This is a genomic window from Bacteroides ndongoniae, from assembly GCF_900108345.1.
GTDB classification, from domain to species: domain Bacteria; phylum Bacteroidota; class Bacteroidia; order Bacteroidales; family Bacteroidaceae; genus Bacteroides; species Bacteroides ndongoniae.
This window is the reverse complement of the sequence record NZ_FNVV01000012.1, coordinates 931,728-955,253: the sequence shown is the minus strand read 5'-3', so window position 1 is coordinate 955,253 and position 23,526 is coordinate 931,728. Positions and strand designations below refer to the sequence as shown.

The following is a 23,526-nucleotide window of genomic DNA, read 5'->3' as shown; positions in this document are numbered from 1 at the left end:
GCGGCCTGAATAGACAATACATCAGCTCATGAAGAAAATCATCCTGAACGTACTGGCGTTGCTGGCCATCGGAGCAACGCAGACAGTCCGCGGAGAAGAAGTTCCACAGGACACCACCAAAGTGGTCGATATCGAAGAAGTAGTAGTCATCGCCACACCGAAAGAGAACAGCCGACTGCGCCAACAGGCCCTCTCGGCCACATCGCTGTCGCAGGCCGACATGCGCAACAACGCCGTGCAGTCGGTCAAGAACCTGTCGGCCCTTGTGCCCAACCTGTTCATCCCCGACTACGGTTCGAAACTGACTACTTCGGTCTACGTGCGCGGCATCGGTTCGCGTATCAACACGCCCGCCGTCGGACTGTACGTGGACAACATTCCCTTCATCGACAAGTCGGCCTTCGACTTCAACTACTCCGACATCGAACGCATCGACGTGATGCGCGGCCCGCAGGGTACCCTGTACGGACGCAACACGATGGGCGGACTGATACGTGTCTTCACCAAATCGCCCTTCACTTATCAGGGCACCGACCTCACGCTGAGCGCCGCCACCTACAACAACTACAAGGCCAGCGTCAGCCACTACCATCGCATCAGCCAGCAGTTTGCCTTCTCGGCCAACTTCTTCTACGAGCATAAGGGCGGGTTCTTCAAGAACGCAGCACTCAATAACGAACGGGTGGACAAGGACGACGAGTTCGGCGGACGCCTGCGCGCCATCTTGTTGCCCAACGAGAACCTGAAACTGGACTTCACCCTGAACTACGAATACACCCATCAGGGCGGATATCCCTACGAATATACCGGCGTGACCGAAGGCGAGGAAGACCGTGCCGACTACATCGGCCGCATCGCCTACAACCACCGGAGCGGCTACAAACGTAACTTGCTGAACGGCGGTCTGAACCTGGAGCACCAGGCCGACAACTTTGTGCTGAGCAGCGTGACGGGCTTCCAGCTGCTCGACGACCACATGGATCTGGACCAGGACTTCACCGAACAGAACATCTACACCATGATGCAAAAGCAGAACTCGAAGACGCTGAGCGAAGAATTGGTACTGAAGTCAAAGCCCGGCCGCCGCTGGCAATGGACAACGGGAGCCAGTGCCTTCTACCAATGGCTGCACACCGATGCCCCCGTCACCTTCCAGAGCGACGGCATGGCATGGCTGAACAGCATGACCAACGACAATGCCAACCGCTACCTGCCCACCATCTCGCAAGGTCCCATGACCATGCAATTCGTGTTCAGCGACGTGATTGGCGGCAGCACATTGCCCATCAGCGGCGTGTTCGACACACCCGTGCTGAACGCCGCCCTCTTCCACCAGTCCACCTTCAACGACCTCTTCGGCGCCGAGGGTCTCTCGCTCACACTGGGTCTGCGCATGGACTACGAACGTCTGAAGCTGGACTACAACACTGGTTGCACCTATTCGCACACCTACTCGCTCAGCGGCAAGCTGACACCAGGCGACCGCGTCATCCCCATGGTGCCCGAAACCCGCTTCGACCAGAGCCTCAGCTACCGCGGCAAACTGAACCACGACTACATCCAGCTGCTGCCTAAAGTAGCCCTGCAATACGACTTCGACCGCCGCAACAACATTTACGCCAGCGTTTCCAAAGGCTACCGTTCGGGCGGCTACAACATACAGATGTTCAGCGACCTGCTGCAGACCGACATGCGCAGCGCCAACATGGGCGACGTGGCATCGGCCACCATCCCCGTCATCGAAGGCGTGGGCATGATAGACGACGCCACCAAACAGAAGATCATCGGCATGCTGAACGGCATGGCACAGAAAGCCGAAACCGACGTACGACAAGCCACCCTCTACCGCCCCGAATATTCGTGGAACTACGAAGTAGGTACCCACCTCACCCTGTTCGACGGACGCTTGCAGACCGACCTTGCCGCCTTCTACATGGACACGCGCGACCAGCAGATTTCGCGCTTCGCCGCCAGCGGACTGGGACGCATCACCGTGAATGCCGGAAAAAGCCGGAGCCTGGGAGCCGAAGCAGCCCTGCGCGCCCAGCTGACCAACGACCTGACGCTGAACGGCAGTTACGGCTACACTTACGCTACATTTACCGACTACGTCGTGAGCGACGAAGTGAACTACAACGGCCGCTACGTGCCCTTCGTGCCCAAACACACGTTCAACATCGGTGCCCAATACATCATCGGTCTGAAGAAAGGTGCCTGGCTGGACAACATCACCCTGAACGCCCACTACAAAGCTGCCGGACGCATCTACTGGACCGAGGAGAACAACGCCAGTCAGGCCCTGTACGGCACCCTGAACGGCCGCATCAGCCTGAACAAAGGCAACGGACAGATAGCCCTGTGGGTGAACAATGCGCTGAATACCTGCTATCAGGCTTTCTGGTTCGAGACCATGAGCCGCGGCTTCGCTCAGATGGGACGCCCCGTACAGATAGGCATCGACCTGCGCTGCCGTTTCTGAAAAATAAACATTTCATAGGTTCCCGCCTGTCGCCGTTACCCCCATCCGGGCTTGTGGCTGCAGGCGGGAATCTGTGTTTTCTACCCGCCGTCCACCTGCGCCACATCTACCCTTTTCAAGCCACTTGCAAACCGTTTGAGCAACACAAGTGTGGCTCGTGAGCCGTGCAAGTGTTGCTCACGAGCCGTACAAGTGTCTCTCACGAGCCACACAAGTGTTCTACAAACCGGGCACAACAGAGCTGCGCAGTTTGCGGGAATAACAAACAGATTATCAGAAGATTAAAACTGAAAAGTACTCAAAAAGCGAGCATCCGAAACAAGGTTGTCGTTACTCGTTCACCGCTCCGCAATGCGGGCATACACCTTTGTGCATCATCTTACCTCCGCAGTTGCCGCAACGGTAGCGGTCGGCACGCAATGAGAGCCGTAACCGGCGTACAAATATCCAGACAAAGACAGCCAGAAACAGATAGCCCACGTAGATGTGCGTGGTCAGGATGAAGAAGAAATAGCAGAAGATACAGCACGAAGCCAACCCCAACAGATAGCATACGGCAGCTGCTGGCGAAAGCTGGCGGAAAAGGTCGTCGAGCACGGCCAGCAACACGATGAGGAACAGCCAGATGCTGGTGAGGAACACCGACAACACGAACGGCACTTTGAAGGGCGACAACGTCGGATTGTAATAGAAGTGTTCCCACGTTGCGGGCACAAAAACCTGCATCGACTCGTAAATTGTGGCACTGAAGGCCATCAGCAGGCAGAGCAACAACGGATATACACTGTCAATATCGTCGAAGTAGACCAGTTTCAGCTGTTTCTTGCGGAATGCCCGGAACAGCCACACGGCTACGAACAGCGCAAATACGATGACGAAATAGGATGCATGCGTGTCGCTAAACAGGTAGATGGCCTGCGAAATGCTGTCGGTAGGCGCAAAGGCACGCTTCATGTCGCTTTGGCGTAACCATCCCTGCACCTCTTGCGTGTGGGCCAGCTTCACCCATACCGAGTCCACCGAGTCGGCCGGATGAATGGCAAACTCGGCCACTACCACACGGTCGCCCTTGTGGAGCGTCTTGTAGCTGTCCTTCACCGGCAGGCAGGCCAGCTCCACCGAGTCGGTCCGAAGCTCCAGATTGGTGTTCCACGCATAATTGTACTTGTACAGACATGCCAACGAATCGCGCTGACGTCCCGTCAGTTCCTCCGAATCGAGCGCAATGCGCGGATAGTGGCAGGAAGACAGCGAGAAAAGGAAGAATAAAAAAAATATATACCCGATCCGGGTATACAAAGAATGGGAAAAGGCACACAAAGTTTCGCCGACCTTCTTCAGACCGCCTGTCAGTATGCTCTTCAGTGTGCGTTCTCCCTTTACAAATTCTTCATTCCTCATGCTTCATTCTTTCTTTCAATACATTTTCATTGGCCGTTCTCACTCTCCCCTCTCTTTGGAAGTGGGGCCGGAAGCCAGGCTTACTTTCATCTGACACCGTTTGCAGTCAAACTCCAACCGGAAGCGGCGTCCGTCGGTTCCCACCAGATAGTAGGGCTCGCGATAGGGCGAACGACCGTGCTGATGCGTGGGACACCAGCCCATGCTGTAGCGCAGACAGTGCTTGCAAAACATCAGCACAGCCTCGGGCACCGACTGTTTCTCGAACGCCGGATCAATGGACTGTAGTCCGTGTTCCTGGTAAAAGCTTTGAGCAGCGGCATTCATCACGTTGCCCAGATATGTCAGCGAAGTGGCCGGGAAACGGTGAGTGGTAGGTTTCCACACCGCCAGCTCGCGACAGTAACCTGCGCGACGTACGGCTGTCAGTCGCTCCACCACCTGACGACGCCAGTCGGTCAGCACCGACGAGGGGATGAACCAGTTGTCCGACAAACGCAGCGCGATGTCGGGTGCACCCGTCTTCTTGTCCGTTGCCACTTCGAAGGGGCTGTTGCCCAGCTTGGACAGCTGTGTGCGCAGGTTGTCGGCCTGCGGGGTACGTGCCGGCTGCTTGTCGCTGGCAAATCCCAAGGTAACATGATAGCCGTCTTCGTCGGTCGCCGTCAGGGCAAATCCCCAGGGCGTATCGGCCAATTCCCAGCCGAGGGCGATTTTCCGCTCGGCCGACTTGCGTCCCAACAGTCGTTCAAAGTCCTGGTCGTAGTTGCGGAAGAGCGGCGTGCGCGGACGTATACGGGGCATTTCGCCCGCCGGATACAGTTTGTTGCCGTCCACACGGTTGATGCGGACCCCCTGCAGACGCCCCTGTTCGTCCAGATAGCAGACGCCGTCACCGTTGTGGAAAGGCTTGACACCTGCCACGCTGATCCAGCCGCCGCGCTGTTCCTTCATTGTTCCCATCGCCTCGCCCAGCGACTTGGGGGTATCGAACGAGGCGATGTCGCGCTCGCGTCCTTGCAGAAAGTAGTGGGTAAATCCACGGCTGAAGCTTTTGTCCAGACGGGGAGTAAACGTATAATGACACCGGCCCGACGAAGCACGTGCATACTCCGGACGGCGTGCCAGGATTTCGTCCAGCTTCTGCCGATAGGCTGCGGTGACGTTCTTTACGTAGGTCACATCCTTCAGCCGGCCTTCGATTTTCAGCGAAGTGGCGCCTGCGTCCAACAGTTGCTCCAGCAGTTCGCTTTGATTCAGGTCTTTCAGCGACAGGAGATGCTTGTCACGGACAATCACCTTTCCGTCGGCATCGACCAGACTGAAAGGCAGACGACAGAACTGCGCGCACTCGCCTCTGTTGGCACTACGTCCGAAGCAGGCCTGGCTGACATAGCACTGCCCACTGTAGCTGACGCACAGCGCACCGTGTACGAATACTTCCAACGGTACGTCGGGACAGGCACGGTGGATGCCTTCAATCTCGTGCAGCGACAGTTCGCGCGCCAATACCACTTGTTTGAAACCGGCATCGGCCAGGAAGCGCACTTTCTCGGGCGTGCGGTTGTCCATCTGCGTACTGGCATGGAGGGGGATGGGTGGCAGGTTGAGCCGCGTGATGCCCATGTCCTGCACAATCAGCGCATCTACGCCGATGCGGTACAGGGCATCGATCATGCGTTCCGTTTCCTGCAGTTCCTCGTCCTTCAGGATGGTGTTCACCGTCACATAGACGCGCACGCCATACAGGTGGGCATAGTCCGTCAGGGTCGCAATGTCTTCCAGCGAGTTGACGGCAGCAGCCCTCGCACCGAACTTGGGTGCACCGATATAGACAGCGTCCGCCCCGTGATTTACGGCTTCTATCCCGCATTCCAGATTCTTGGCGGGAGCCAGCAGTTCGATTTTCCGTTGTCTGATCATTCTATTTCGTTGATGTTATACGGAGTTTCCTGATATACAAAGTAATTCAACCAGTTGGAGAACAGCAGATTGGCATGGGCACGCCAACGCACAAGGACACCTTTTTCGGGGTCGTCGTCCACATAGTAGTTGCGGGGCATCTCGATGGGCAGGCCTTTGGCCAAGTCGCGGCGATATTCGGTATCCAGGGTCAGTGGAGAATATTCGGAATGTCCGGTAACGAAGAACTCACGGCCTCCGCGTGCCATCACCAGGTGTACGCCGGCATCGTCCGATTCGGAGAGCAACGTCAGTTCGGGCACCTTCAGAATGTCTTCCTTGCGGACTTCGGTATGGCGGCTGTGGGGCACGTAGAATACATCATCGAATCCGCGGAAGATGGGATGGAGCGGTTGCAGCGGACGGTGGGCAAAGATGCCGAACATCTTCTTGTCCAACGGATACTTGGGCACACCATAGTGGTGATAAAGTCCGGCTTGCGCGGCCCAGCAGATATACAGGGTCGAGGTGACATGCGTGCGTGCCCAGTCGAAGATGTCGGTGATTTCGTCCCAGTAGGTCACTTCCTCGAAGTCCATCTGCTCGACCGGCGCACCGGTGATAATCATGCCGTCGAACTTCTCGGCACGCATTTTCTCGAAGTCGGTATAGAACGCCTTCATGTGTTCGATGGGGGTGTTCTTCGAAGTGTGACTCTTTATTTTCATGAATTGTATCTCCACCTGCAACGGGGTGTTCGAGAGGAGTCGAATCAAGTCTGTTTCGGTGGTTATTTTCAGCGGCATCAGGTTCAGAATGACGATGCGCAACGGGCGGATGTCCTGCTGGGTGGCACGGGAGGTATCGATGACGAAAATGTTCTCCTCCTTCAGCAACTCGATGGCAGGCAGCTTATCGGGTAAATTTAATGGCATAACGTATTGATTTTCTTTAATCGGCAAAGGTAGCGTTTTTCCCCGAAAGGGAACGAATTTTACCCTTGCTTTTTAAGAACAGGCTATGCCCCGCCCGCACCCGACCTTCTAACGAATGCGCCTTACGCGGTGGCCGTAGATCACAATCACCACAAAGCACACCAGCGGCAGCACAAACGACAGGTTGACAGCAGGCATACCCATCAGCACCTTGCAGTCGATGATAGCAGCCTGTACCGGCGGCAGTACCGAACCTCCCAGAATGGCCATAATCAGTCCGGCGGCACCAAACTTGGCATCGTCGCCCAAGCCGTTCAGGGCTATACCGTAAATAGTGGGGAACATCAGTGACATACAGGCCGATACGCCCACCAGGCAATACAAGCCAAAGATGTTATGCAGGAACATGACTCCAAGAGTCAGTACACAAGCTACCAGCGCAAGCACCTTCAGCAGCGTGCCCGGATTGAGATACTTCAGCATAAAGGTACAAATGAAACGGCTGATGCAGAATATCACCATAGCCACGATGTTGTACTTTTGCGAAAGCACCTCGGCTGCCTGCTCTTCCATACCCTGCGACATGAAAAGATGTGTACCGTACTGGATGATAAACGTCCAGCACATGATTTGTGCACCAACATAGAAGAACTGTGCCACCACGCCCTCGCGATAATGACGGATGGAGAAAATGCGTTTCAACGTGGGCAGGAAATCGATGGAATGAGACTGGTCGCCGTTATGCGGCATGCGCACCGCGCGTATCACCAACAGCATAATCAGAATGATGACCCCAATCACCAGATAAGGAGCGATAAGTATTGCCAGGTCGGAATCGCGCACTTGCTCAAACTCGGCCTGCGTCAGTTGGCTTCGTTCGACGGTATCCATCGGATTCAGACGATTCTGAATGAAATTCATTGCCACAAACATGCCTAACAGTGACCCCATCGGATTAAAAGCCTGCGCCAGATTCAGACGGCGTGTGGCCGTCCGCTCAGTACCCATTGACAGGATATACGGATTACAACTCGTTTCGAGGAACGAAAGTCCACAGGTCATGATGAAGTAGGCTATCAGGAAAGGATAATAATCGCCCGTCAGTTTGGCGGGAAAGAACAGAAACGCGCCCAAGGCATACAGTCCGAGTCCCAGCAGTACGCCGGCCTTGTAAGTAAACCGCCGTATAAACATGGCAGCCGGAAAGGCCATGGCAAAATATCCGCCATAGAAGGCCACCTGCACCAGTGCTCCGTCGGTGACACTCATCCGGAATATCTTGGAAAAAGCTTTCACCATAGGATTGGTAATGTCGTTGGCAAACCCCCACAGGGCAAAACAGGAAGTTACAAGTATAAAGGGAATGAGATAACTGACTCCGTCCTTGCTGAGAATAGACTCTTTTGTTTGATTACTGTTCTTGTTCATGGTTCTTAGATTGTTGTTACTTCATTATTTCTGCTAAAGATACATAGCTGTTTCCACATCGTGTTCATCGAGGTTTCCGACTGTTTTCCGGCAGCGGATTCCACGATTCATCTGTGCTGAACTATACTGATGCAAAGAACTGCATTTTCGCGCAGAAAAGCAACATCCGAAGAAGTGTTTTACAACACATGAAGCAAAGATGCGGGATCGGCGACACTCCCAGCCCACATCCGGACAGCAAAATGCCGGGAAACAACGAGTATGTTCCTCCGGCATTTCTTTCACACAGTATATCAAAAAGAATACAAACATATATTCTTCTTGATTGAATATCCGTTTAGTTATCGTACAATTGTTTCTACCTTACCGTTACGGAAAAACAGATAGAACGAACCTGAATACATCCATTGAACCTCACCGTTATTCTCTTGAACAGAACGAGGCTTTCCAAAAGCCATAAGACATTCTTCTTCGGTCATTCCCTTCACGGGACGGCTGATAGCAATATCATCCCAATGAGTAATGGCACTCAGTTTATTGGTAGTTATGAAATCAAAAAGTTTATTCAAGACTTGCGATTCTGACAGAACAAAATCGTCCACTATTTCCTTATGCGATTCCTTCTTCTCAGGCTTTAATTTTTCCATAGGTGTCTGGCGTTTCATCATTAAAACTGATGATTCGATAAGAATGTCAGAAAGGAAATAGATCAATTTTCCTTCTTTTACTTGAAATTTGGCCTTGCAGTAATATACATTCTTTTGTTGGGAATCGGCATTTGAACCCAACACCCAGTCGCAATAAAAGCTTTTAGCCGTTATATTCAGTTCATGTATGCCCTTTCTAAACTCCGGACACACATTGTTTATGGTCCATAATAAAGTGTTGGCAAAAATAGTCTCATCCGACATGTCACTGAAAGGTATAAATCCACTTACGACATAGTTCTTGCCATCCGCACTGACAGGGTACTGTGTTTTTAGTTCGCTGAATGTTTGTCCCGATGCAGAAACAAATCCTGCAAGTAAACATATAATTATAAGAAAATGTCTTTTAATCATTGCCTTAAATAAAAAAAAGCATTCACCCTGCGTATGCTTCAAAACAATTCCGACATACGCAGGTGTGAACGCTGAATGTTATGATTTAGAGTTTAATATTGCATTAGAAAGCTACACCTAAACGAATCATGAAGTTGCTTGATTTTACACCATCCAGATCGGTAAATACATCAATAAATCCACGTTGGTAACTGAAGTCAAGGTTGAAGCGATCGTACCATACTCCTACACCCAAGTTAAGACCTGCATCAAAACGGTTGTAATCTACTTCACTGTAATCAGCGAAATCAGACCAACTGATGTCTTCGCCATCACCCTTCATCTTACTTGTATAGTCGCAAGATACGAACGCACCGATATGGGGATCAATAGAAATCGCATCAGTCACATCAAATTCCCAGCCAAATGTGAAAGGAGAAACTTGAACTGCATGAGCAATGCTTTTAATGTCATCGCCTTCACCCTCTACTTTAAATCCTCTGGAGGTCAAACCAAAGTCCATTCCCCAATAAGCGCCTTGAGCCCCCAGATTTTTAGTAAAGCCGAGCATTACATTATACCCCATCTTAGATTTCAGATCTTCTGCAGCATCGCCACTCAAATTCATAAGATTCATACCACCACGTACAAACCACTGTGTGTTACTTGATTGTTTTTCGGTTCTTACAATTGAGCTACGAGATGAAACTATTTGAGCTTGAGTGCCCATGCAAATTAACAATGCAGCAATAATAGATAATAACTTTTTCATTGTAATATGTTTTTAAGTTCGTATTAATTTCTGTTCTTTACGATGGGAGCTTTCTTGCTTTCCTCATTACCTCCTGTAGACTTTTGAATCTGTATCCATTCAAAATCTTCCTTGGTAGCAGGATGCCAGTTGGTAAACACTCCCGGGTAGCCAACAACAGTTACCGTGTATCCTTTAGATGCTTCATCATCTTCTACCTTGAACGTAGCACCCATAATAACATCGCACTGATGTTTCTGAACGGAAAGATAAGTGCCCCACGCACGGATATTGTCCAGTTTTCCTTCCATTCCTATTTCTACTTCTTCTTTGCTCAATACCCAAGTATCTACGATCTTTTTAGATTTACCGTTCTCTTTCTGTATTTCTACATCCACTACGGTAGGCTTTACAATAACCTCAGTTTCTGCATTACCGGCACGTGCTTGTGCATCACGAAATTTAAATACTGTTTTCTGCGCATACGACTCGAATACGCAAGCCAGCAGAATGGCGAACAATAGAATAATCTTCTTCATAATTATTTATATTTGAAATAACTAACTCTCCTCTAAAATTCCATAACGGAACAATGCTGCCAAAAAATGCTCTTCGCATACACAAAACGTCTATTTTCACTGCCATTAAACCATTTAGCAGAGAAATCTAGACCTTGCAAAGATAGACTAATTTCCAAAAAATTAGCAATTCGAAACCTTTTTTTTTCGCCCCTGAAAGGGGAGCAAAACACGTTGAAAAATCCGAAATCTGAACTAAACAGTCAAAACGTGACACTATCCGGACTTATTTTGAACTAAACAGAAAAACCGGCTCGGCAAAATTTTACAATATTATTTCTACCGCAGCAGTATTTTGCCTCTTTTTCCACCCCAGACGAACCGCTTTTCAGCAGCACTTGCATGGCATTTGTGGGACACTTGCACGGCTCGCGAGAGACACTTGTACGGCTCGCGAGCAACACTTGCACGGCTCACGAGCAACACTTGTGTGGCTCAAACGCCCTGCAAACATGCCTGCCGGAAGCCTCGAAAGCAAGAAGTAGGGAAGTCGTATGGTTTTCTCGTTTCTTTTTCGTATTTTTGTTCCCAATGTACAAGTCTGTTACCAGACAAAAGGAAATAGAAGAAAAGAAGATGAAAGTAATCGACCTGATAAACAGCACGCAGAAGACCGCCTTCTCGTTCGAGATACTGCCGCCATTGAAAGGCACGGGCATCGAGAAACTGTACGAGACCATCGACTTGCTGCGTGAATTCGACCCCAAATACATCAACATCACCACCCACCGCAGCGAATACGTCTACAAAGAACTGGGCAATGGACTGTTTCAACGCAACCGCTTGCGCCGCCGCCCGGGCACCGTGGCCGTAGCTGCCGCCATACAGAACAAGTACAACATCACCGTTGTGCCCCACATCCTGTGCAGCGGATTCACGCAGGAAGACACGGAGTATCAACTGCTCGACCTGCAATTCCTCGGCATCACCGACCTGCTGGTGCTGCGCGGCGACAAGGCTAAGCACGAGTCTGTCTTCGTGCCCGAACCGGGCGGACACGCCCACGCCGTCGAACTGCAACAGCAGATCAACAACTTCAACAAAGGTATCTTCGTCGACGGGTCGGAGATGAAAATCACCCGCACGCCTTTCTCGTACGGCGTAGCCTGCTACCCCGAGAAGCACGAAGAAGCCCCCAATCTGGAGACCGACCTGTACTGGCTGAAAAAGAAGATGGAGACCGGCGCCGAATATGCCGTCACCCAACTCTTCTACGACAATCGCAAGTACTTCAGTTTCGTAGAGCGTGCCCGCCAGGAGGGAATCACCATTCCCATCATTCCCGGCATCAAGCCCTTCAAGAAGCTGTCGCAGCTCAGCATGATACCCAAGACCTTCAAGGTAGACCTGCCCGAAGAGCTGACCCACGAACTGCTGAAATGCACCAACGACGACGAGGCACGCCACGTGGGCATCGAGTGGTGCGTCAAGCAATGCCGCGAGCTCATCGACCACGGAGTGCCCAGCCTGCACTTCTACTCGATAGGAGCAGCCGACAGCATCCGAGAAGTAGCCAGACAGATTTATTAATAAAGGAAGAACGAAGAATGAGGAATGAAGAATTTGGAATCCACCCATAAAAGGAGCTGAAATGACATGCCTCATTCACTAAAAAAGGATTTAAATAACGTGTTCAGTTTCAACGACATCATCGGACAAGAGCAGGTAAAACGACGCCTGATACAGGAAGTGCAGGAAGGACGTATCGCCCACGCACAGCTCTTCTGCGGCCCCGTGGGCAGCGGCAAACTGCCCCTCGCCCTGGCCTATGCACGCTACCTGTGCTGCCCCAACCGCACCGCCACCGATGCCTGCGGCACCTGCCCTTCGTGCGTGAAGTGGGAAAAACTGGTACACCCCGACGTCCACTTCATCTTCCCCATCGTCAACAAGGCCAAGAGCCCCAAAGTATCCGTCTGCAACGACTTTCTGCCCCAATGGAGGCAGCAGCTCATCGCCAATCCCTACTTCTACCTCAGCCACTGGCTGGACGACATGGATGCCGAAAACAAGCAGGCGCAGATTTTCACACAGGAGAGCGAGGAAATCATCCGCAAGCTTAGCCTGAAGTCGAGCGAGGGAGGCTATAAGGTGACCATCGTCTGGATGGCCGAAAAGATGAACGAAGCCTGTGCCAACAAGCTGCTCAAGCTGTTCGAGGAGCCACCCGCACGCACCGTCTTCCTGCTCATCACCGAAACGCCGGACATGATACTGCCCACCATACAAAGCCGCACGCAGCGCATCAATATCCCCCGCATCAGCGAGGCCAACATTGCCGCTGCCCTGCAAAGCAAGTACGGCGTGCAACCCGTCGACAGCGAAAAGATAGCCCACCTGGCCGGTGGCGATTTCATCAAGGCACTCGAAGCCATCCAACTGAACGAAGAAAACGAACTTTTTTTCAACTGGTTCGTCAGCCTGATGCGGCTGTCCTACCAGCGCAAGATACGTGAGATGAAGCAATGGAGCGAGCAACTCGCCTCCATCGGCCGCGAACGCCAGAAAAGTTTTCTGGACTACTGCCAGCGCATGATACGCGAGAACTTCATCTACAACTTCCACCGTCCGGACATGAACTACATGACCCTGCAGGAAGAGAACTTTTCGACACGCTTCGCCCCCTTCGTCAACGAGCGCAACGTCATGGGCATCGTTCACGAACTGACCGAAGCGCAGATACACATCGAACAGAACGTCAACCCGCGCATGGTCTTTTTCGACTTCGCACTGAAGATGATCGTTCTGCTGAAAACGGGATAAGCAACACCCCGCACACTTGAGAACCTGAAAACTAACATTATATTCAACCAAACGATATGAATGAATTCAAACTACATAACGGAAGCGGAAACCTCTGCTGCAAAAGCTGTGGCAGACAAGACAAGCAGCTGAACACCTACGACTGGCTGGCCGACATTCCCGGCAATGCCGAAGAAAGCGAGTACGTAGAAGTGCAGTTCAAGAACACCCGCAAAGGTTACTACCGCAACAGCAATAAAATTCCCCTCGAAAAGGGCGACATCGTAGCCGTAGAGGCTACTCCCGGCCACGACATCGGTGTCGTAACCCTGACCGGACGACTCGTGCCCCTGCAAATGCGCAAAGCCAACCTCAAGTCCGAGGCCGACATCAAGCGCATCTACCGCAAGGCCAAGCCCGTGGACATGGAGAAATACAACGAAGCCAAGAGCCGCGAGCACAGCACCATGATCCGTGCCCGTCAGATAGCCCTCGACCTGAAGCTGGAAATGAAGATAGGCGACGTCGAATACCAGGGCGATGGCAACAAAGCCATCTTCTACTACATAGCCGACGAACGTGTTGACTTCCGCCAGCTCATCAAAGTCCTGGCCGAAGTATTCCGCGTACGCATCGAGATGAAACAGATCGGAGCCCGGCAGGAAGCCGGACGTATAGGCGGCATCGGTCCCTGCGGCCGCGAGCTGTGCTGCGCCACCTGGATGACAACCTTTGTCTCCGTATCGACCAGCGCCGCACGCTACCAGGACATTTCCCTCAATCCGCAGAAGCTGGCCGGACAGTGTGCCAAGCTGAAGTGCTGCCTGAACTACGAAGTAGACTGCTACGTGGAAGCCCAGAAGCGCCTGCCCTCGAAGGAAATCCAACTCGAAACCAAGGACGGTCTCTTCTACTATTTCAAGGCCGACATTCTGAGCAATCAGATTACCTACTCCACCGACAAGAGCATCCCGGCCAACCTGGTAACCATCAGCAGCCGCCGTGCCTTCGAAGTGATTGGCATGAACAAGCGTGGCATCAAGCCAGACAGTCTGCACGAAGAAGCCAACCGAAACGACAGCAAGAAGTCAACCGACCTGCTCGAACAGGAAAGCCTGACCCGTTTCGACCGCAACCGCAAAGCCAAAGGCAATAACAATGCCGAAGCCAAAGAAGCCGGCGAGAACAACGGCGGCGGAAACTCGCGCAAGAAGAAGAAAAAAGGCAATGCCAACCGTCAGCCGGACAACGCACAGCAGGCTGCCGCACCTGCCAAGCAGCAACCCGCACGCGCACAAAACGCCGAGCAACCCGAAGCCGTAGCCGCCAAACAACCGGCCAAGCAGCCAAACAACGGCGAAGCCGGCGAAAACAACAAGCGTCAATCGGGTGAAAACAAGCGCAAAAACGGACGCAACAACCGCCCTAAACAACAGCAGGAAGCCGCTTCGCAGCCGCAGCAGGGCAATGCCCCTCAAGGCGAAAAAGCTCCCAAAGCTGAAAAGCAACCCGCTGGCAGCGAACGTCCGCAACAGCAGCCCCGAAAGAACCAGCCGAAGGAGAAGAACCAGCAAGGCGAAAGAAAACAACAAGGCGACAAGCCCCGCCAGGAAGCAAAACCCCAGCAGGAGCCTAAGCCACGGCAGGAAGCCAAACCAACTCAAAGCAACAATGAACAGCCGTCGCAAAACTAACCCGACGGCATTCTGCCGGAATCTGTTACAACTGCTTGCCGTATGTGCCCTAAGCGCATGCGACAAGCAGGCTGTATACCATAACTTCCACTCCCTGCCCAGCGAGGGCTGGAGCAAGCAGGACACGGTTGTGTTCGACGTCGCTGTGCCCGACTCGCAAACGCACTACAGGCTCGACATCGAAATCAGAAACACCAACCGTTACCCGTATCAGGACATCGGATTAGGACTGTGTTACTGCGGTCCGGGCATCAGCCAGACGACAACCGACAGCCTGCACTACATTCTGGCCGACCGACAAGGGCACTGGAAAGGCGAAGGCTGGGGCGGACTGTATCAGACACGCTTTCCGGCAGGTACCATCCGCATCGACAGTGCTGGCACCTATCGCCTCAAACTGATCCATACCCTGCCCAACGAAACACTGCCAGGCATCAACGACATCGGCATCCGCCTTGTCAGACAAGCCGGCGGTTCCTACCCGCATCAATCCGCAGAAAAATAAACAGCAGAATCGTAAAACCCCACAACGACGAGCCACCATAGCTGAAGAACGGCAAAGGAATGCCGATTACAGGCGTTAGTCCCAGCACCATACCGATGTTGATAAAGAGGTGGAACAGAAATATACTCAGCACCGAATAGCCATACACCCGCCCGAAGGGGGATTGCTGACGCTCGGCCAGCGCAATAAGACGCAATATCAGCGTCAAGAACAGCAGCAGAACAAAGACAGAGCCAACAAAGCCCTCTTCCTCACCTACTGTACAGAAGATGAAGTCGGTATCCTGCTCGGGCACGTATTTCAACTTCGTCTGTGTGCCGTTCAGGAATCCTTTACCCGTCAGACCGCCCGAACCGATGGCAATCTTCGACTGATTGACGTTGTATCCTGCACCGGCCAAGTCTTCCTCCATGCCCAGTACCACCTTGATACGCACCTGTTGGTGGGGTTCCAACACCTTGTTGAAGAAATAATCGCTGGAATACAGAAAGCCGATGGAGCCCATAGCAAACAACCCTATCAGCAGATAAGACCAGCGACGCTCACTCAGAAAAAGATAAAACAGATAGCCCACGGCAAGCGCACAAAGCCCCCACTGCGCCCATACCAGGTTGAAAGGAACGATATACTCTGACACGATGAATGCCAGCAGCACTCCTCCTACCGAGCCAATAAGCATATTGCGTACCGGCACCCAACGTTTCTCGTACACCCACACCATCCCCGCAGCAAACAGCAACACCATCTGCAACACAGCAAACTCGCCGATCGGTGTCGGCGTGTCGGCTATGCATTCTTCGGCAAAGCGAATGCCCACTACAAAATAAAGGACAGCACAGATACCCGAAAACAGCACTACTCCAGGCATTCCCTCGCGATAGAGCATCAGGAAAAAAGCCAGGTAAACCAGTGCCGAACCCGTCTCGCGCTGCAGAATAATAAGCATCATTGGAAAAAGTATCAGGAAAGCCACCATCAGCACTTTCTTCCAATTCCGAAGTGTAAACGAATAGGCACTCATGTACTTGGCAAGTGCCAGAGCCGTAGCAAACTTGGCAAACTCCGCCGGCTGCAGGCTAACAGGCCCCAATATGAGCCATGAACGCGACCCTTTCGTATCGGGCGCAATGAAAATGGTGACGATAAGCAGCAACATCAGGCCTATATATATAAGGTAAGCAAACATGTCGTACAGCGTATCGTCCAGCATCAGCAGCACAAACCCAAGTCCGAACGAACAGATAATCCAGACGAACTGCTTGCCTGCACGGGTCGAGAAATCCAGAAAATCGCGGTCGCCGTAATCGTAGCTTGCCCCGCACACGCTGAACCAACCGCATACAATCAGCAGCAGATAGACGATAATCGTCGCCCAGTCAAGCGACTTCCAGATGCTGTCCCTCCTTGTTGCCAAATTCTCTATCATAGTCAAATCTTGAATTTCTAAGTTCGTTTAAGTTTTTAAGTTGCACTTATACCTTTCTTCAGTACTGATCACATCCTCCCCCCCTCTCCTTGGGAGAGGGGCCGGGGGTGAGGCCTGGCTTCCCCTACCGTTCTTCGTCGCCGTAATAGATAACCCGATTGCTGAAATCTTCTGCCAGTTTCTCGTTCTCGGGCGACAGCTTACCATGCAGATACTGGTCCATCATCATTGCACCAATCGGCACACCAAACGTAGCCCCAAAGCCACCGTTCTCCACATACACGGCTATGGCTATCTTCGGATTGTCCATCGGTGCAAAACCCATAAAGACGGAGTGGTCTTTTCCGCGGTTCTGCGCCGTTCCCGTCTTTCCGCAGGCTTCTACACCCGGCAAAATGGTTCCAACCATACGACAGGTAGCACTACCCGTACTGCCCGTAACGGCTGCCCGCATACCTTCTACAATATCTTCGTAATACTTGCGGTCGATACTCGTATAGCGGCGGGTGCGATACAAACTGTCCAGTTCGTTGTCCTGTATTTCCTTCACCACATGGGGCGTTATGAAGTAACCACGGTTGGCAATCGTAGCTCCCAGATTGGCAATCTGCAAAGGTGTAGCCAGAATTTCACCCTGCCCGATGGCGATACTGATAATGGTAAGTCCATTCCACGAGCCGCGGTAAACTTTGTCGTACGTACTGGCGTTGGGGATGAAACCACGTATCTCGCCCGGCAAGTCTGTGCCAAGTTTGTAACCGAATCCTTGCGAAACCATGTAGTCCTTCCAGACGGTCAAAGCCTTTTGGGGTGAACCATACTTGCGGTCGCCTATCATGCGAAACAAGCCCCAGCAGAAGTACGAGTTACACGAAGTAGCAATGGCCGGCACCAGTGAAAGCGGCGAAGCGTGTCCGTGGCAACCTACATGCAAACTACCGTAGCTGAAACCGTGAGAACAGGGATACAACGTTGTTTCTTCGTGTATGATGCCTTCCTGAAGGAAAGTGAGTCCCTGTGTCGTCTTGAATGTCGATCCGGGCGGATAGGCTCCCATAATGGCACGGTTCAGCAAAGGCTTCCGCTTGTCAAGCTGAAGAAGGCGATGATTCTTTCCGCGCTGACGGCCAATCAGTATATGTGGATCGAACGAGGGCGACGATACCATACAGAGAATCTCGCCCGTAGAGGGTTCGATGGCTACGATGGCACCAATCTTATGTTGCAACAGCCGTTCGCCCAGCATCTGCAAGTCGATATCGATGCCCAGAGTAAGGTTCTTGCCAGGAATGGAAGGGCGATCGAGCTGACCGTCCATGTAATGCCCCTGAATGCGGCCGTGGGCGTCGCGAAGCAACACTTCCACGCCTTTTTCGCCACGCAAGTAAGTCTCGTAAGAACGTTCTATTCCCTGCTTACCGATGTAGTCGCCTCGGATGTAATAATCGTCCTTCTCGATGTCGCGTTTGGATACTTCACCGATATCGCCCAGCACGTGTCCGGCAGAGTTGTAGGTGTATTGCCGGATGGTACGACGCTGTATGTAGAAACCGGGGAACTTGAACAATTTCTCCTGAAACACACCACATTCCTCAGACGAAAGCTGTGTCATAAAAGTCTGATGGGTGTATTTCGAATATCCGGGATTCATCCACCGGTTTTTCACATCCTTCATGCGCTTGTCGAACTGTTCGCGCGTGATGTTCAGGGCACGGCAGAAGTCGGCCGTATCGAGTTGTGTCACTTCGCGGGGTACAAAGGTAATGTCGTAAGCAGGCTGGTTGAATACAAGCAACTTACCGTTACGGTCGTAGATGGCTCCGCGCGAAGGATACTGTATTTTATTCAGGAAAGCGTTGCTGTCGGCATTCTTCTTGTAATCATCTGTCATGATTTGCAGGTCGAAGAGGCGCAGGATATAAATGAATACAATAATCACTGCCGCCAAGCCGATTACAAACTTCCGTTTCTCTAACTGATAGTCCTTCATTGAACGAATGGGTAAATAGATAATTGAGTAAATGTACGATCAGGCCAACGGACTACTACCGCTTTTTCCGTATACCTTCGACCGCCATGACACACGCCACTGTAAGCACACTGCTCGACAGGATGCGCAGCAACAGCGTGCCCAAATGGGCAAACGAAAAGAATTCGATGGAGAGCAGCACGGCATGATGGACCAGCACACTGAACGAAAGATACTTCAGAAAAGGCGAAATACCCATGGTGCGGACAGCCGGTACAAAACTTTCGACCGTATCGCGCGGTGTGAACAGACGCAACAGTACCGGACGCAAAAAGGCCAGAAAAACCGTTGCCGCAGCATTCATACCCGGCGTGTCGGAAAAGACGTCGATGGCAAGGCCCAAAAAGAAAGCCCACAGCATCAGCGCGTTGCGCGAAGTCTCCGACTCGAACTTCAGTATCAGATAGACGTACAGAAAGGGAGTGGCATATCCGACGATATGCATATTGTTCAATATCAGCACCTGCAACAACAGCAAGCCGACGAACCATCCTATTTTATGCAGATAATTGTGTACCAATGGTGTATTAATTCGTTTCTTCTACCTCCAAATTGTTTTGTTCTTCCTGACCGTTACGGGCTATGACGCGTACGTCGCTCACCTTACCGAAGTCTGTAGCCAGTTTTATCTTCAACAGGTACGAAAGCCCGTCGTGCGAGTCGGACATATCGTCCACCGTACCCACCATGACACCGGCCGGAAACACAGCCGAATAGCCGCTTGTCACCACCGTATCACCCAGGTTGAACTCGGCATGACGGGGCAAGTCTTTCAGATAGGCAAAGCGTGAGTCACCACCTTCCCACTTCAGGTAACCGAAGTATTCACTGCCCACAATCTTGCAACTGATGCTCGACTTGCTGTTCAGCAACGGAATAACGAGCGAATAATGAGGCGAGGTTTTGTAGACAATGCCGACTACTCCGTTTGCATCAACCACTCCCATGTCGGGCCGTATACCTGCCGATGCACCCTGATCGAGGGTGATGTAGTTGTCGGCACGGTTCAGCGTATTCTTGATAACGTTTGCCTTGAAGATGCGGTAATCGCCTGCCTCCATGTGGTCCAGACTGTAGAGGCGCGCCGAGTCGGCTCCCTTGTCGCGCAGCATCTTTTCGAGCTGTGCCACACGCTGTTCAAGCAGCAGATTGCGGTCGAGCAAGTCTTCGTTCACCGACTTGAGGTGGAAGTAAGAGCTGATGCCTCCGGATATCTCGTAGACGCGTCCCGCCACTTCGTTAGCCGAGGTAAAGAACACACTCTGCTGGTAGTGATTGAAGCGGAACAATAAAACAAAACTGGCTACCTCCAACAACAGAAAGAGGAACCAGTAATTGTATTTAAGAAGGAAGTTCAGTAGATTCCGCACGAGTTCTATACTAATTAACAATGGATAATGGATAGTTGATAACCGACAGATGTGTTATCAAATATCCATTCACTAATCCGTTTACAAATCACCGCATCAGGAACGAGAAGCGGTCAACGTTCTTCAACGCCACGCCCGTTCCCTTGGCTACGGCGTGCAAGGGGTCTTCGGCGATGTGGAAGGGGATGTTGATCTTGTCCGTCAGACGCTTGTCGAGTCCGCGAAGCAGGGCACCACCACCGGCCAGGTAAATGCCGTTGTGCACGATGTCGGCGTAGAGTTCGGGCGGCGTATTCTCGAGCGCGCTGAGGATGGCTGTCTCGATCTTCGAGATAGACTTCTCCAGACAGTGTGCCACCTCCTGATAGCAGACAGGCACCTCCATAGGCAGGGCCGTGATGCGGTTCGGGCCGTGTACAATGTAGTCCTCGGGAGCGTCCTCGCCCAGTTCGGTCAGGGCGGCGCCTACGTGTATCTTGATACGCTCGGCCATGCGTTCGCTGACCTTGACGTTGTGCTGGCGGCTCATGTACTCCTGAATGTCGGCTGTCAGATCGTCGCCGGCAATGCGGATGGAGTTGTTCGACACGATGCCTCCGAGCGAGATGACGGCAATCTCGGTAGAGCCACCGCCTATATCGACAATCATGTTTCCTTCGGGAGCTTCCACGTCGATACCGATACCGATGGCTGCCGCCATGGGTTCGAATATGAGGTAAACGTCACGTCCGCCGGCGTGTTCGGCCGAGTCGCGTACGGCACGGAGTTCGACTTCGGTACTGCCCGAGGGAACGCCAATCACCATGCGGAGCGAAGGCGAGAACAGGCGGTTACGAGTGTTCACCATCTTGATAAGTCCGCGGATCATCTGTTCGCAGGCGTAGAAGTCGGCTATCACGCCGTCGCGCAGCGGACGGATGGTGCGTATGTTCTCGTGGGTCTTCTCGTGCATCAGCTTTGCCTTCTCGCCCACGGCTATCATCTTGTCAGTACGACGGTCCAGTGCTACAACCGAAGGCTCGTCCACCACAATCTTGCCACCGGCGGTGATGATGGTGTTGGCTGTGCCGAGGTCCATCGCTATTTCTTGTGTAAAAGAGAAAAATCCCATCTTATAAATGAAGAATTATAAATGAAGAATGAAGAATCTTTTTGAATGAAGAATCTTTTTGAATGAAGAATCTTTTTGAATGAAGAATGAAGAATGGAGAATGAAGAATTCGGGTAGGCCACTACGAGCCGCCGCATGGAAATTCTTCATTCTTCATTCTTCGTTCTTCATTATCGATTAGTGCTTGAAGTGACGGAATCCGGTAGTCACCATGGCGATTCCGTGTTCGTTGCAGTAGTCAAAGCTCAGCTGGTCCTTGATGCTTCCACCCGGCTGGATAACGGCTGTGATGCCTTCGTTGCCGGCTATCTCGACACAGTCGGGGAAGGGGAAGAAAGCGTCGCTGGCCATCACGGCACCGTGCAGGTCGAAGCCGAAGCTCTTGGCTTTCTCGATGGCCTGCTTCAGGGCATCGACGCGGCTGGTCTGTCCCACACCGCTTGCCAGCAGCTGTTTGCCCTTGGCCAGCACGATGGAGTTGGACTTGCTGTTCTTCACAATCTTGTTGGCAAACAGCATGTCGTCGATTTCCTCGGCGGTAGGAGCCTTCACGGTCACTACTTTCAGGTCGGCAGGAGTCTCGATCTTCAGGTCGCGATCCTGTACCAGCACGCCGTTCAGCAGCGAGCGGAACTGCTTCTTGGGCAGCTCGGCAGGCTTGCGCACCAGGATGATGCGGTTCTTCTTCTGTCCCAGTATTTCGAGGGCATCCACGTCGTAATCGGGAGCGATGATGACTTCGAAGAAGATTTTGTTGATTTCCTCGGCCGTCGCCTTGTCGATGACGGTATTGGTGACGAGCACTCCGCCAAAAGCCGAAACGGGATCGCCGGCCAGGGCGTCTTTCCAGGCTTCGAGCAGGGTCGGACGTGTAGCCAGACCGCAGGCATTGTTGTGCTTCAGGATGGCGAAAGTGGTGTCGTTGCCGAACTCGTTGATCAGGTCAACGGCAGCATTGATGTCGAGCAGGTTGTTGTAGGAGATTTCCTTACCGTGTATCTGGTCGAACATCGCATCCAGATTGCCGTAGAAGTAACCCTTCTGATGCGGGTTTTCGCCGTAGCGCAGGGTCTTCTGATTGTTGGCCGAGTAGCGGAAGGCGCTGCCTTCGTCGCCGTCGAAGTAGTTGAAGATGGCCGAGTCGTAGTGCGAAGAAACGGCGAAGGCTTCTTTCGCAAACCAGCGGCGTTCTTCGAGCGAGGTAGTGGCACCGTGCTCCATCAGCATGTCGCGGAAGGGCTGGTACTGTGCCTGCGAGGCGATGATGACTACGTCGTTGTAGTTCTTGGCAGCCGCACGGATCAGCGAGATGCCGCCTATGTCGATCTTCTCGATAATGGCCGGTTCGTCGGCGCCGCTGGCCACCGTGGCTTCGAACGGATACAGGTCAACGATGACGAGGTCTATTTCGGGAATTTCATATTTTTCGATTTGTTGCATGTCTTGTTCCAGTCCGCGACGGCACAGGATGCCTCCGAAAATCTTCGGATGCAACGTCTTCACACGACCGCCCAGGATAGAGGGATATGTGGTAAGGTCTTCCACTGCCTTGCAGGGGTAACCCATGGATTCGATGAACTGACGGGTTCCGCCTGTCGAGAGGAACTCTACACCTTCTTCATGCAGTTTGGTGATGATTTCATCCAAACCTTCCTTATGGTACACAGATACCAAAGCTGTTTTGATTCTTTTTGTTTCGGACATGATTCAGTTATTTAAATTACGCGCAAATTAAATCTATAATGCCGCAAAGTTACAAATTTTGTTCGTAAGGTGACGCATACACAGACAATTAATCGCATAAAATTATACTTTTTAATGACAAGCCCCCATACAGCGTCCCATTTGCGGCCGGCAGCTACGAATGCCACTGTCACGAAAGCCCGAAGGGCAGATTCGCCACCGGGATCGACGCCAGGCACCGTCCTTGACAATGTGACACTTTGCTCGGCCAACGCCGCGAGAATCGCGTATTTCCGTCCGAAGGCCCGACCGTTCCGGATTTTGGAAGCGAAAATCCGCATCTCGCTGCCTCTTAGCACGATAGCGAAATCCTTACATCCGAAAGAGAAAAACTTCTCCCCTCCGACTCCCCCGAAAGCCCTGTTTTCGCCGCCGGAAAGCCATCCCGTCGA

18 protein-coding genes are annotated in these 23,526 nt (G+C 52.3%); 5 read left to right on the top strand and 13 right to left on the bottom strand.

Annotated features, from left to right (window positions below; genetic code table 11):
* Positions 1-28: 28 nt before the first annotated feature.
* Entirely contained in the window at positions 29-2,479 is a 2,451-nt protein-coding gene (locus tag BQ5591_RS04025; protein ID WP_071148526.1) for a TonB-dependent receptor, read from the top strand.
* 330 nt (positions 2,480-2,809) lie between these two features.
* Here the strand turns inward: BQ5591_RS04025 and BQ5591_RS04020 are convergent, their stop codons facing one another.
* The 7 genes from BQ5591_RS04020 to BQ5591_RS03990 all read right to left on the bottom strand — a co-directional run bounded on the left by BQ5591_RS04020 (position 2,810) and on the right by BQ5591_RS03990 (position 10,481).
* A complete protein-coding gene (locus tag BQ5591_RS04020) occupies positions 2,810-3,880 on the bottom strand; it encodes a hypothetical protein (RefSeq protein WP_071148525.1) in 1,071 nt (356 codons plus the stop codon).
* Between the two features lie 39 nt (positions 3,881-3,919).
* Entirely contained in the window at positions 3,920-5,803 is a 1,884-nt protein-coding gene (locus BQ5591_RS04015; RefSeq protein WP_071148524.1) for a peptidase U32 family protein, read from the bottom strand.
* Positions 5,800-6,717: a homoserine O-acetyltransferase MetA gene (gene metA, locus BQ5591_RS04010; protein WP_071148602.1), complete on the bottom strand. Its 918-nt coding sequence runs from the start codon at positions 6,715-6,717 to the stop codon at positions 5,800-5,802. The genes BQ5591_RS04015 and metA overlap by 4 nt, the downstream gene beginning before the upstream one ends.
* Positions 6,718-6,825: 108 nt before the next feature.
* Positions 6,826-8,145, bottom strand: a complete 1,320-nt coding sequence (gene fucP / locus BQ5591_RS04005; RefSeq protein ID WP_071148523.1) for an L-fucose:H+ symporter permease — start codon at positions 8,143-8,145, stop codon at positions 6,826-6,828.
* 341 nt (positions 8,146-8,486) lie between these two features.
* Positions 8,487-9,206: a hypothetical protein gene (locus tag BQ5591_RS04000; RefSeq protein WP_022163516.1), complete on the bottom strand. Its 720-nt coding sequence runs from the start codon at positions 9,204-9,206 to the stop codon at positions 8,487-8,489.
* A 103-nt stretch (positions 9,207-9,309) separates the two neighbouring features.
* Positions 9,310-9,957 (bottom strand): outer membrane beta-barrel protein, encoded by a 648-nt coding sequence (locus tag BQ5591_RS03995; protein ID WP_071148522.1) that lies wholly within the window; start codon positions 9,955-9,957, stop codon positions 9,310-9,312.
* Positions 9,958-9,980: 23 nt separating this feature from the next.
* Entirely contained in the window at positions 9,981-10,481 is a 501-nt protein-coding gene (locus BQ5591_RS03990) for a hypothetical protein (protein ID WP_113740838.1), read from the bottom strand.
* 609 nt (positions 10,482-11,090) lie between these two features.
* Between BQ5591_RS03990 and metF the strand changes: the two genes are divergently transcribed.
* From metF to BQ5591_RS03970, 4 genes are all read left to right on the top strand, one after another.
* On the top strand, positions 11,091-12,044 hold the full coding sequence (gene metF / locus BQ5591_RS03985) for a methylenetetrahydrofolate reductase [NAD(P)H] (RefSeq protein WP_071148521.1): 954 nt from the start codon (positions 11,091-11,093) through the stop codon (positions 12,042-12,044).
* A gap of 66 nt (positions 12,045-12,110) precedes the next feature.
* Complete coding sequence (holB, locus tag BQ5591_RS03980; protein WP_071148520.1) at positions 12,111-13,277, top strand: DNA polymerase III subunit delta'; 1,167 nt, start codon at positions 12,111-12,113, stop codon at positions 13,275-13,277.
* Between the two features lie 56 nt (positions 13,278-13,333).
* Positions 13,334-14,950, top strand: coding sequence for a PSP1 domain-containing protein (gene ricT, locus BQ5591_RS03975; protein ID WP_071148519.1), 1,617 nt, complete (start codon positions 13,334-13,336; stop codon positions 14,948-14,950).
* Positions 14,928-15,455 carry a gliding motility lipoprotein GldH gene (locus tag BQ5591_RS03970; protein ID WP_071148518.1) on the top strand — a complete coding sequence of 176 codons (528 nt, stop codon included), beginning with the start codon at positions 14,928-14,930 and terminating at the stop codon, positions 15,453-15,455. The genes ricT and BQ5591_RS03970 overlap by 23 nt, the downstream gene beginning before the upstream one ends.
* Here the strand turns inward: BQ5591_RS03970 and rodA are convergent.
* The 6 genes from rodA to purH all read right to left on the bottom strand — a co-directional run bounded on the left by rodA (position 15,409) and on the right by purH (position 23,095).
* The gene (gene rodA / locus BQ5591_RS03965; RefSeq protein WP_071148601.1) at positions 15,409-16,869 is read right to left on the bottom strand and encodes a rod shape-determining protein RodA; all 1,461 of its coding nucleotides are present in this window, start codon (positions 16,867-16,869) and stop codon (positions 15,409-15,411) included. The genes BQ5591_RS03970 and rodA overlap by 47 nt on opposite strands.
* Positions 16,870-17,005: 136 nt before the next feature.
* On the bottom strand, positions 17,006-18,871 hold the full coding sequence (mrdA, locus tag BQ5591_RS03960; protein ID WP_022163508.1) for a penicillin-binding protein 2: 1,866 nt from the start codon (positions 18,869-18,871) through the stop codon (positions 17,006-17,008).
* Positions 18,872-18,926: 55 nt separating this feature from the next.
* Positions 18,927-19,430, bottom strand: a complete 504-nt coding sequence (gene mreD, locus BQ5591_RS03955) for a rod shape-determining protein MreD (protein WP_022163507.1) — start codon at positions 19,428-19,430, stop codon at positions 18,927-18,929.
* 7 nt (positions 19,431-19,437) lie between these two features.
* Positions 19,438-20,280, bottom strand: a complete 843-nt coding sequence (gene mreC, locus BQ5591_RS03950; protein WP_022163506.1) for a rod shape-determining protein MreC — start codon at positions 20,278-20,280, stop codon at positions 19,438-19,440.
* A gap of 88 nt (positions 20,281-20,368) precedes the next feature.
* Positions 20,369-21,391, bottom strand: a complete 1,023-nt coding sequence (locus BQ5591_RS03945; protein WP_071148517.1) for a rod shape-determining protein — start codon at positions 21,389-21,391, stop codon at positions 20,369-20,371.
* Between the two features lie 177 nt (positions 21,392-21,568).
* Positions 21,569-23,095 (bottom strand): bifunctional phosphoribosylaminoimidazolecarboxamide formyltransferase/IMP cyclohydrolase, encoded by a 1,527-nt coding sequence (gene purH, locus BQ5591_RS03940; RefSeq protein ID WP_071148516.1) that lies wholly within the window; start codon positions 23,093-23,095, stop codon positions 21,569-21,571.
* Between the last annotated feature and the right edge of the window lie 431 nt (positions 23,096-23,526).

Coding starts and splice junctions, on each gene's coding strand:
- purH (WP_071148516.1), bottom strand. CDS start 23,095: ATGTCCGAAACAAAAAGAATCAAAACAGCTTTGGTATCTGTGTACCAT.
- BQ5591_RS04020 (WP_071148525.1), bottom strand. CDS start 3,880: ATGAGGAATGAAGAATTTGTAAAGGGAGAACGCACACTGAAGAGCATA.
- fucP (WP_071148523.1), bottom strand. CDS start 8,145: ATGAACAAGAACAGTAATCAAACAAAAGAGTCTATTCTCAGCAAGGAC.
- BQ5591_RS04015 (WP_071148524.1), bottom strand. CDS start 5,803: ATGATCAGACAACGGAAAATCGAACTGCTGGCTCCCGCCAAGAATCTG.
- ricT (WP_071148519.1), top strand. CDS start 13,334: ATGAATGAATTCAAACTACATAACGGAAGCGGAAACCTCTGCTGCAAA.
- metF (WP_071148521.1), top strand. CDS start 11,091: ATGAAAGTAATCGACCTGATAAACAGCACGCAGAAGACCGCCTTCTCG.
- metA (WP_071148602.1), bottom strand. CDS start 6,717: ATGCCATTAAATTTACCCGATAAGCTGCCTGCCATCGAGTTGCTGAAG.
- mrdA (WP_022163508.1), bottom strand. CDS start 18,871: ATGAAGGACTATCAGTTAGAGAAACGGAAGTTTGTAATCGGCTTGGCG.
- holB (WP_071148520.1), top strand. CDS start 12,111: ATGCCTCATTCACTAAAAAAGGATTTAAATAACGTGTTCAGTTTCAAC.
- BQ5591_RS04025 (WP_071148526.1), top strand. CDS start 29: ATGAAGAAAATCATCCTGAACGTACTGGCGTTGCTGGCCATCGGAGCA.
- BQ5591_RS04000 (WP_022163516.1), bottom strand. CDS start 9,206: ATGATTAAAAGACATTTTCTTATAATTATATGTTTACTTGCAGGATTT.
- BQ5591_RS03945 (WP_071148517.1), bottom strand. CDS start 21,391: ATGGGATTTTTCTCTTTTACACAAGAAATAGCGATGGACCTCGGCACA.
- BQ5591_RS03970 (WP_071148518.1), top strand. CDS start 14,928: ATGAACAGCCGTCGCAAAACTAACCCGACGGCATTCTGCCGGAATCTG.
- BQ5591_RS03995 (WP_071148522.1), bottom strand. CDS start 9,957: ATGAAAAAGTTATTATCTATTATTGCTGCATTGTTAATTTGCATGGGC.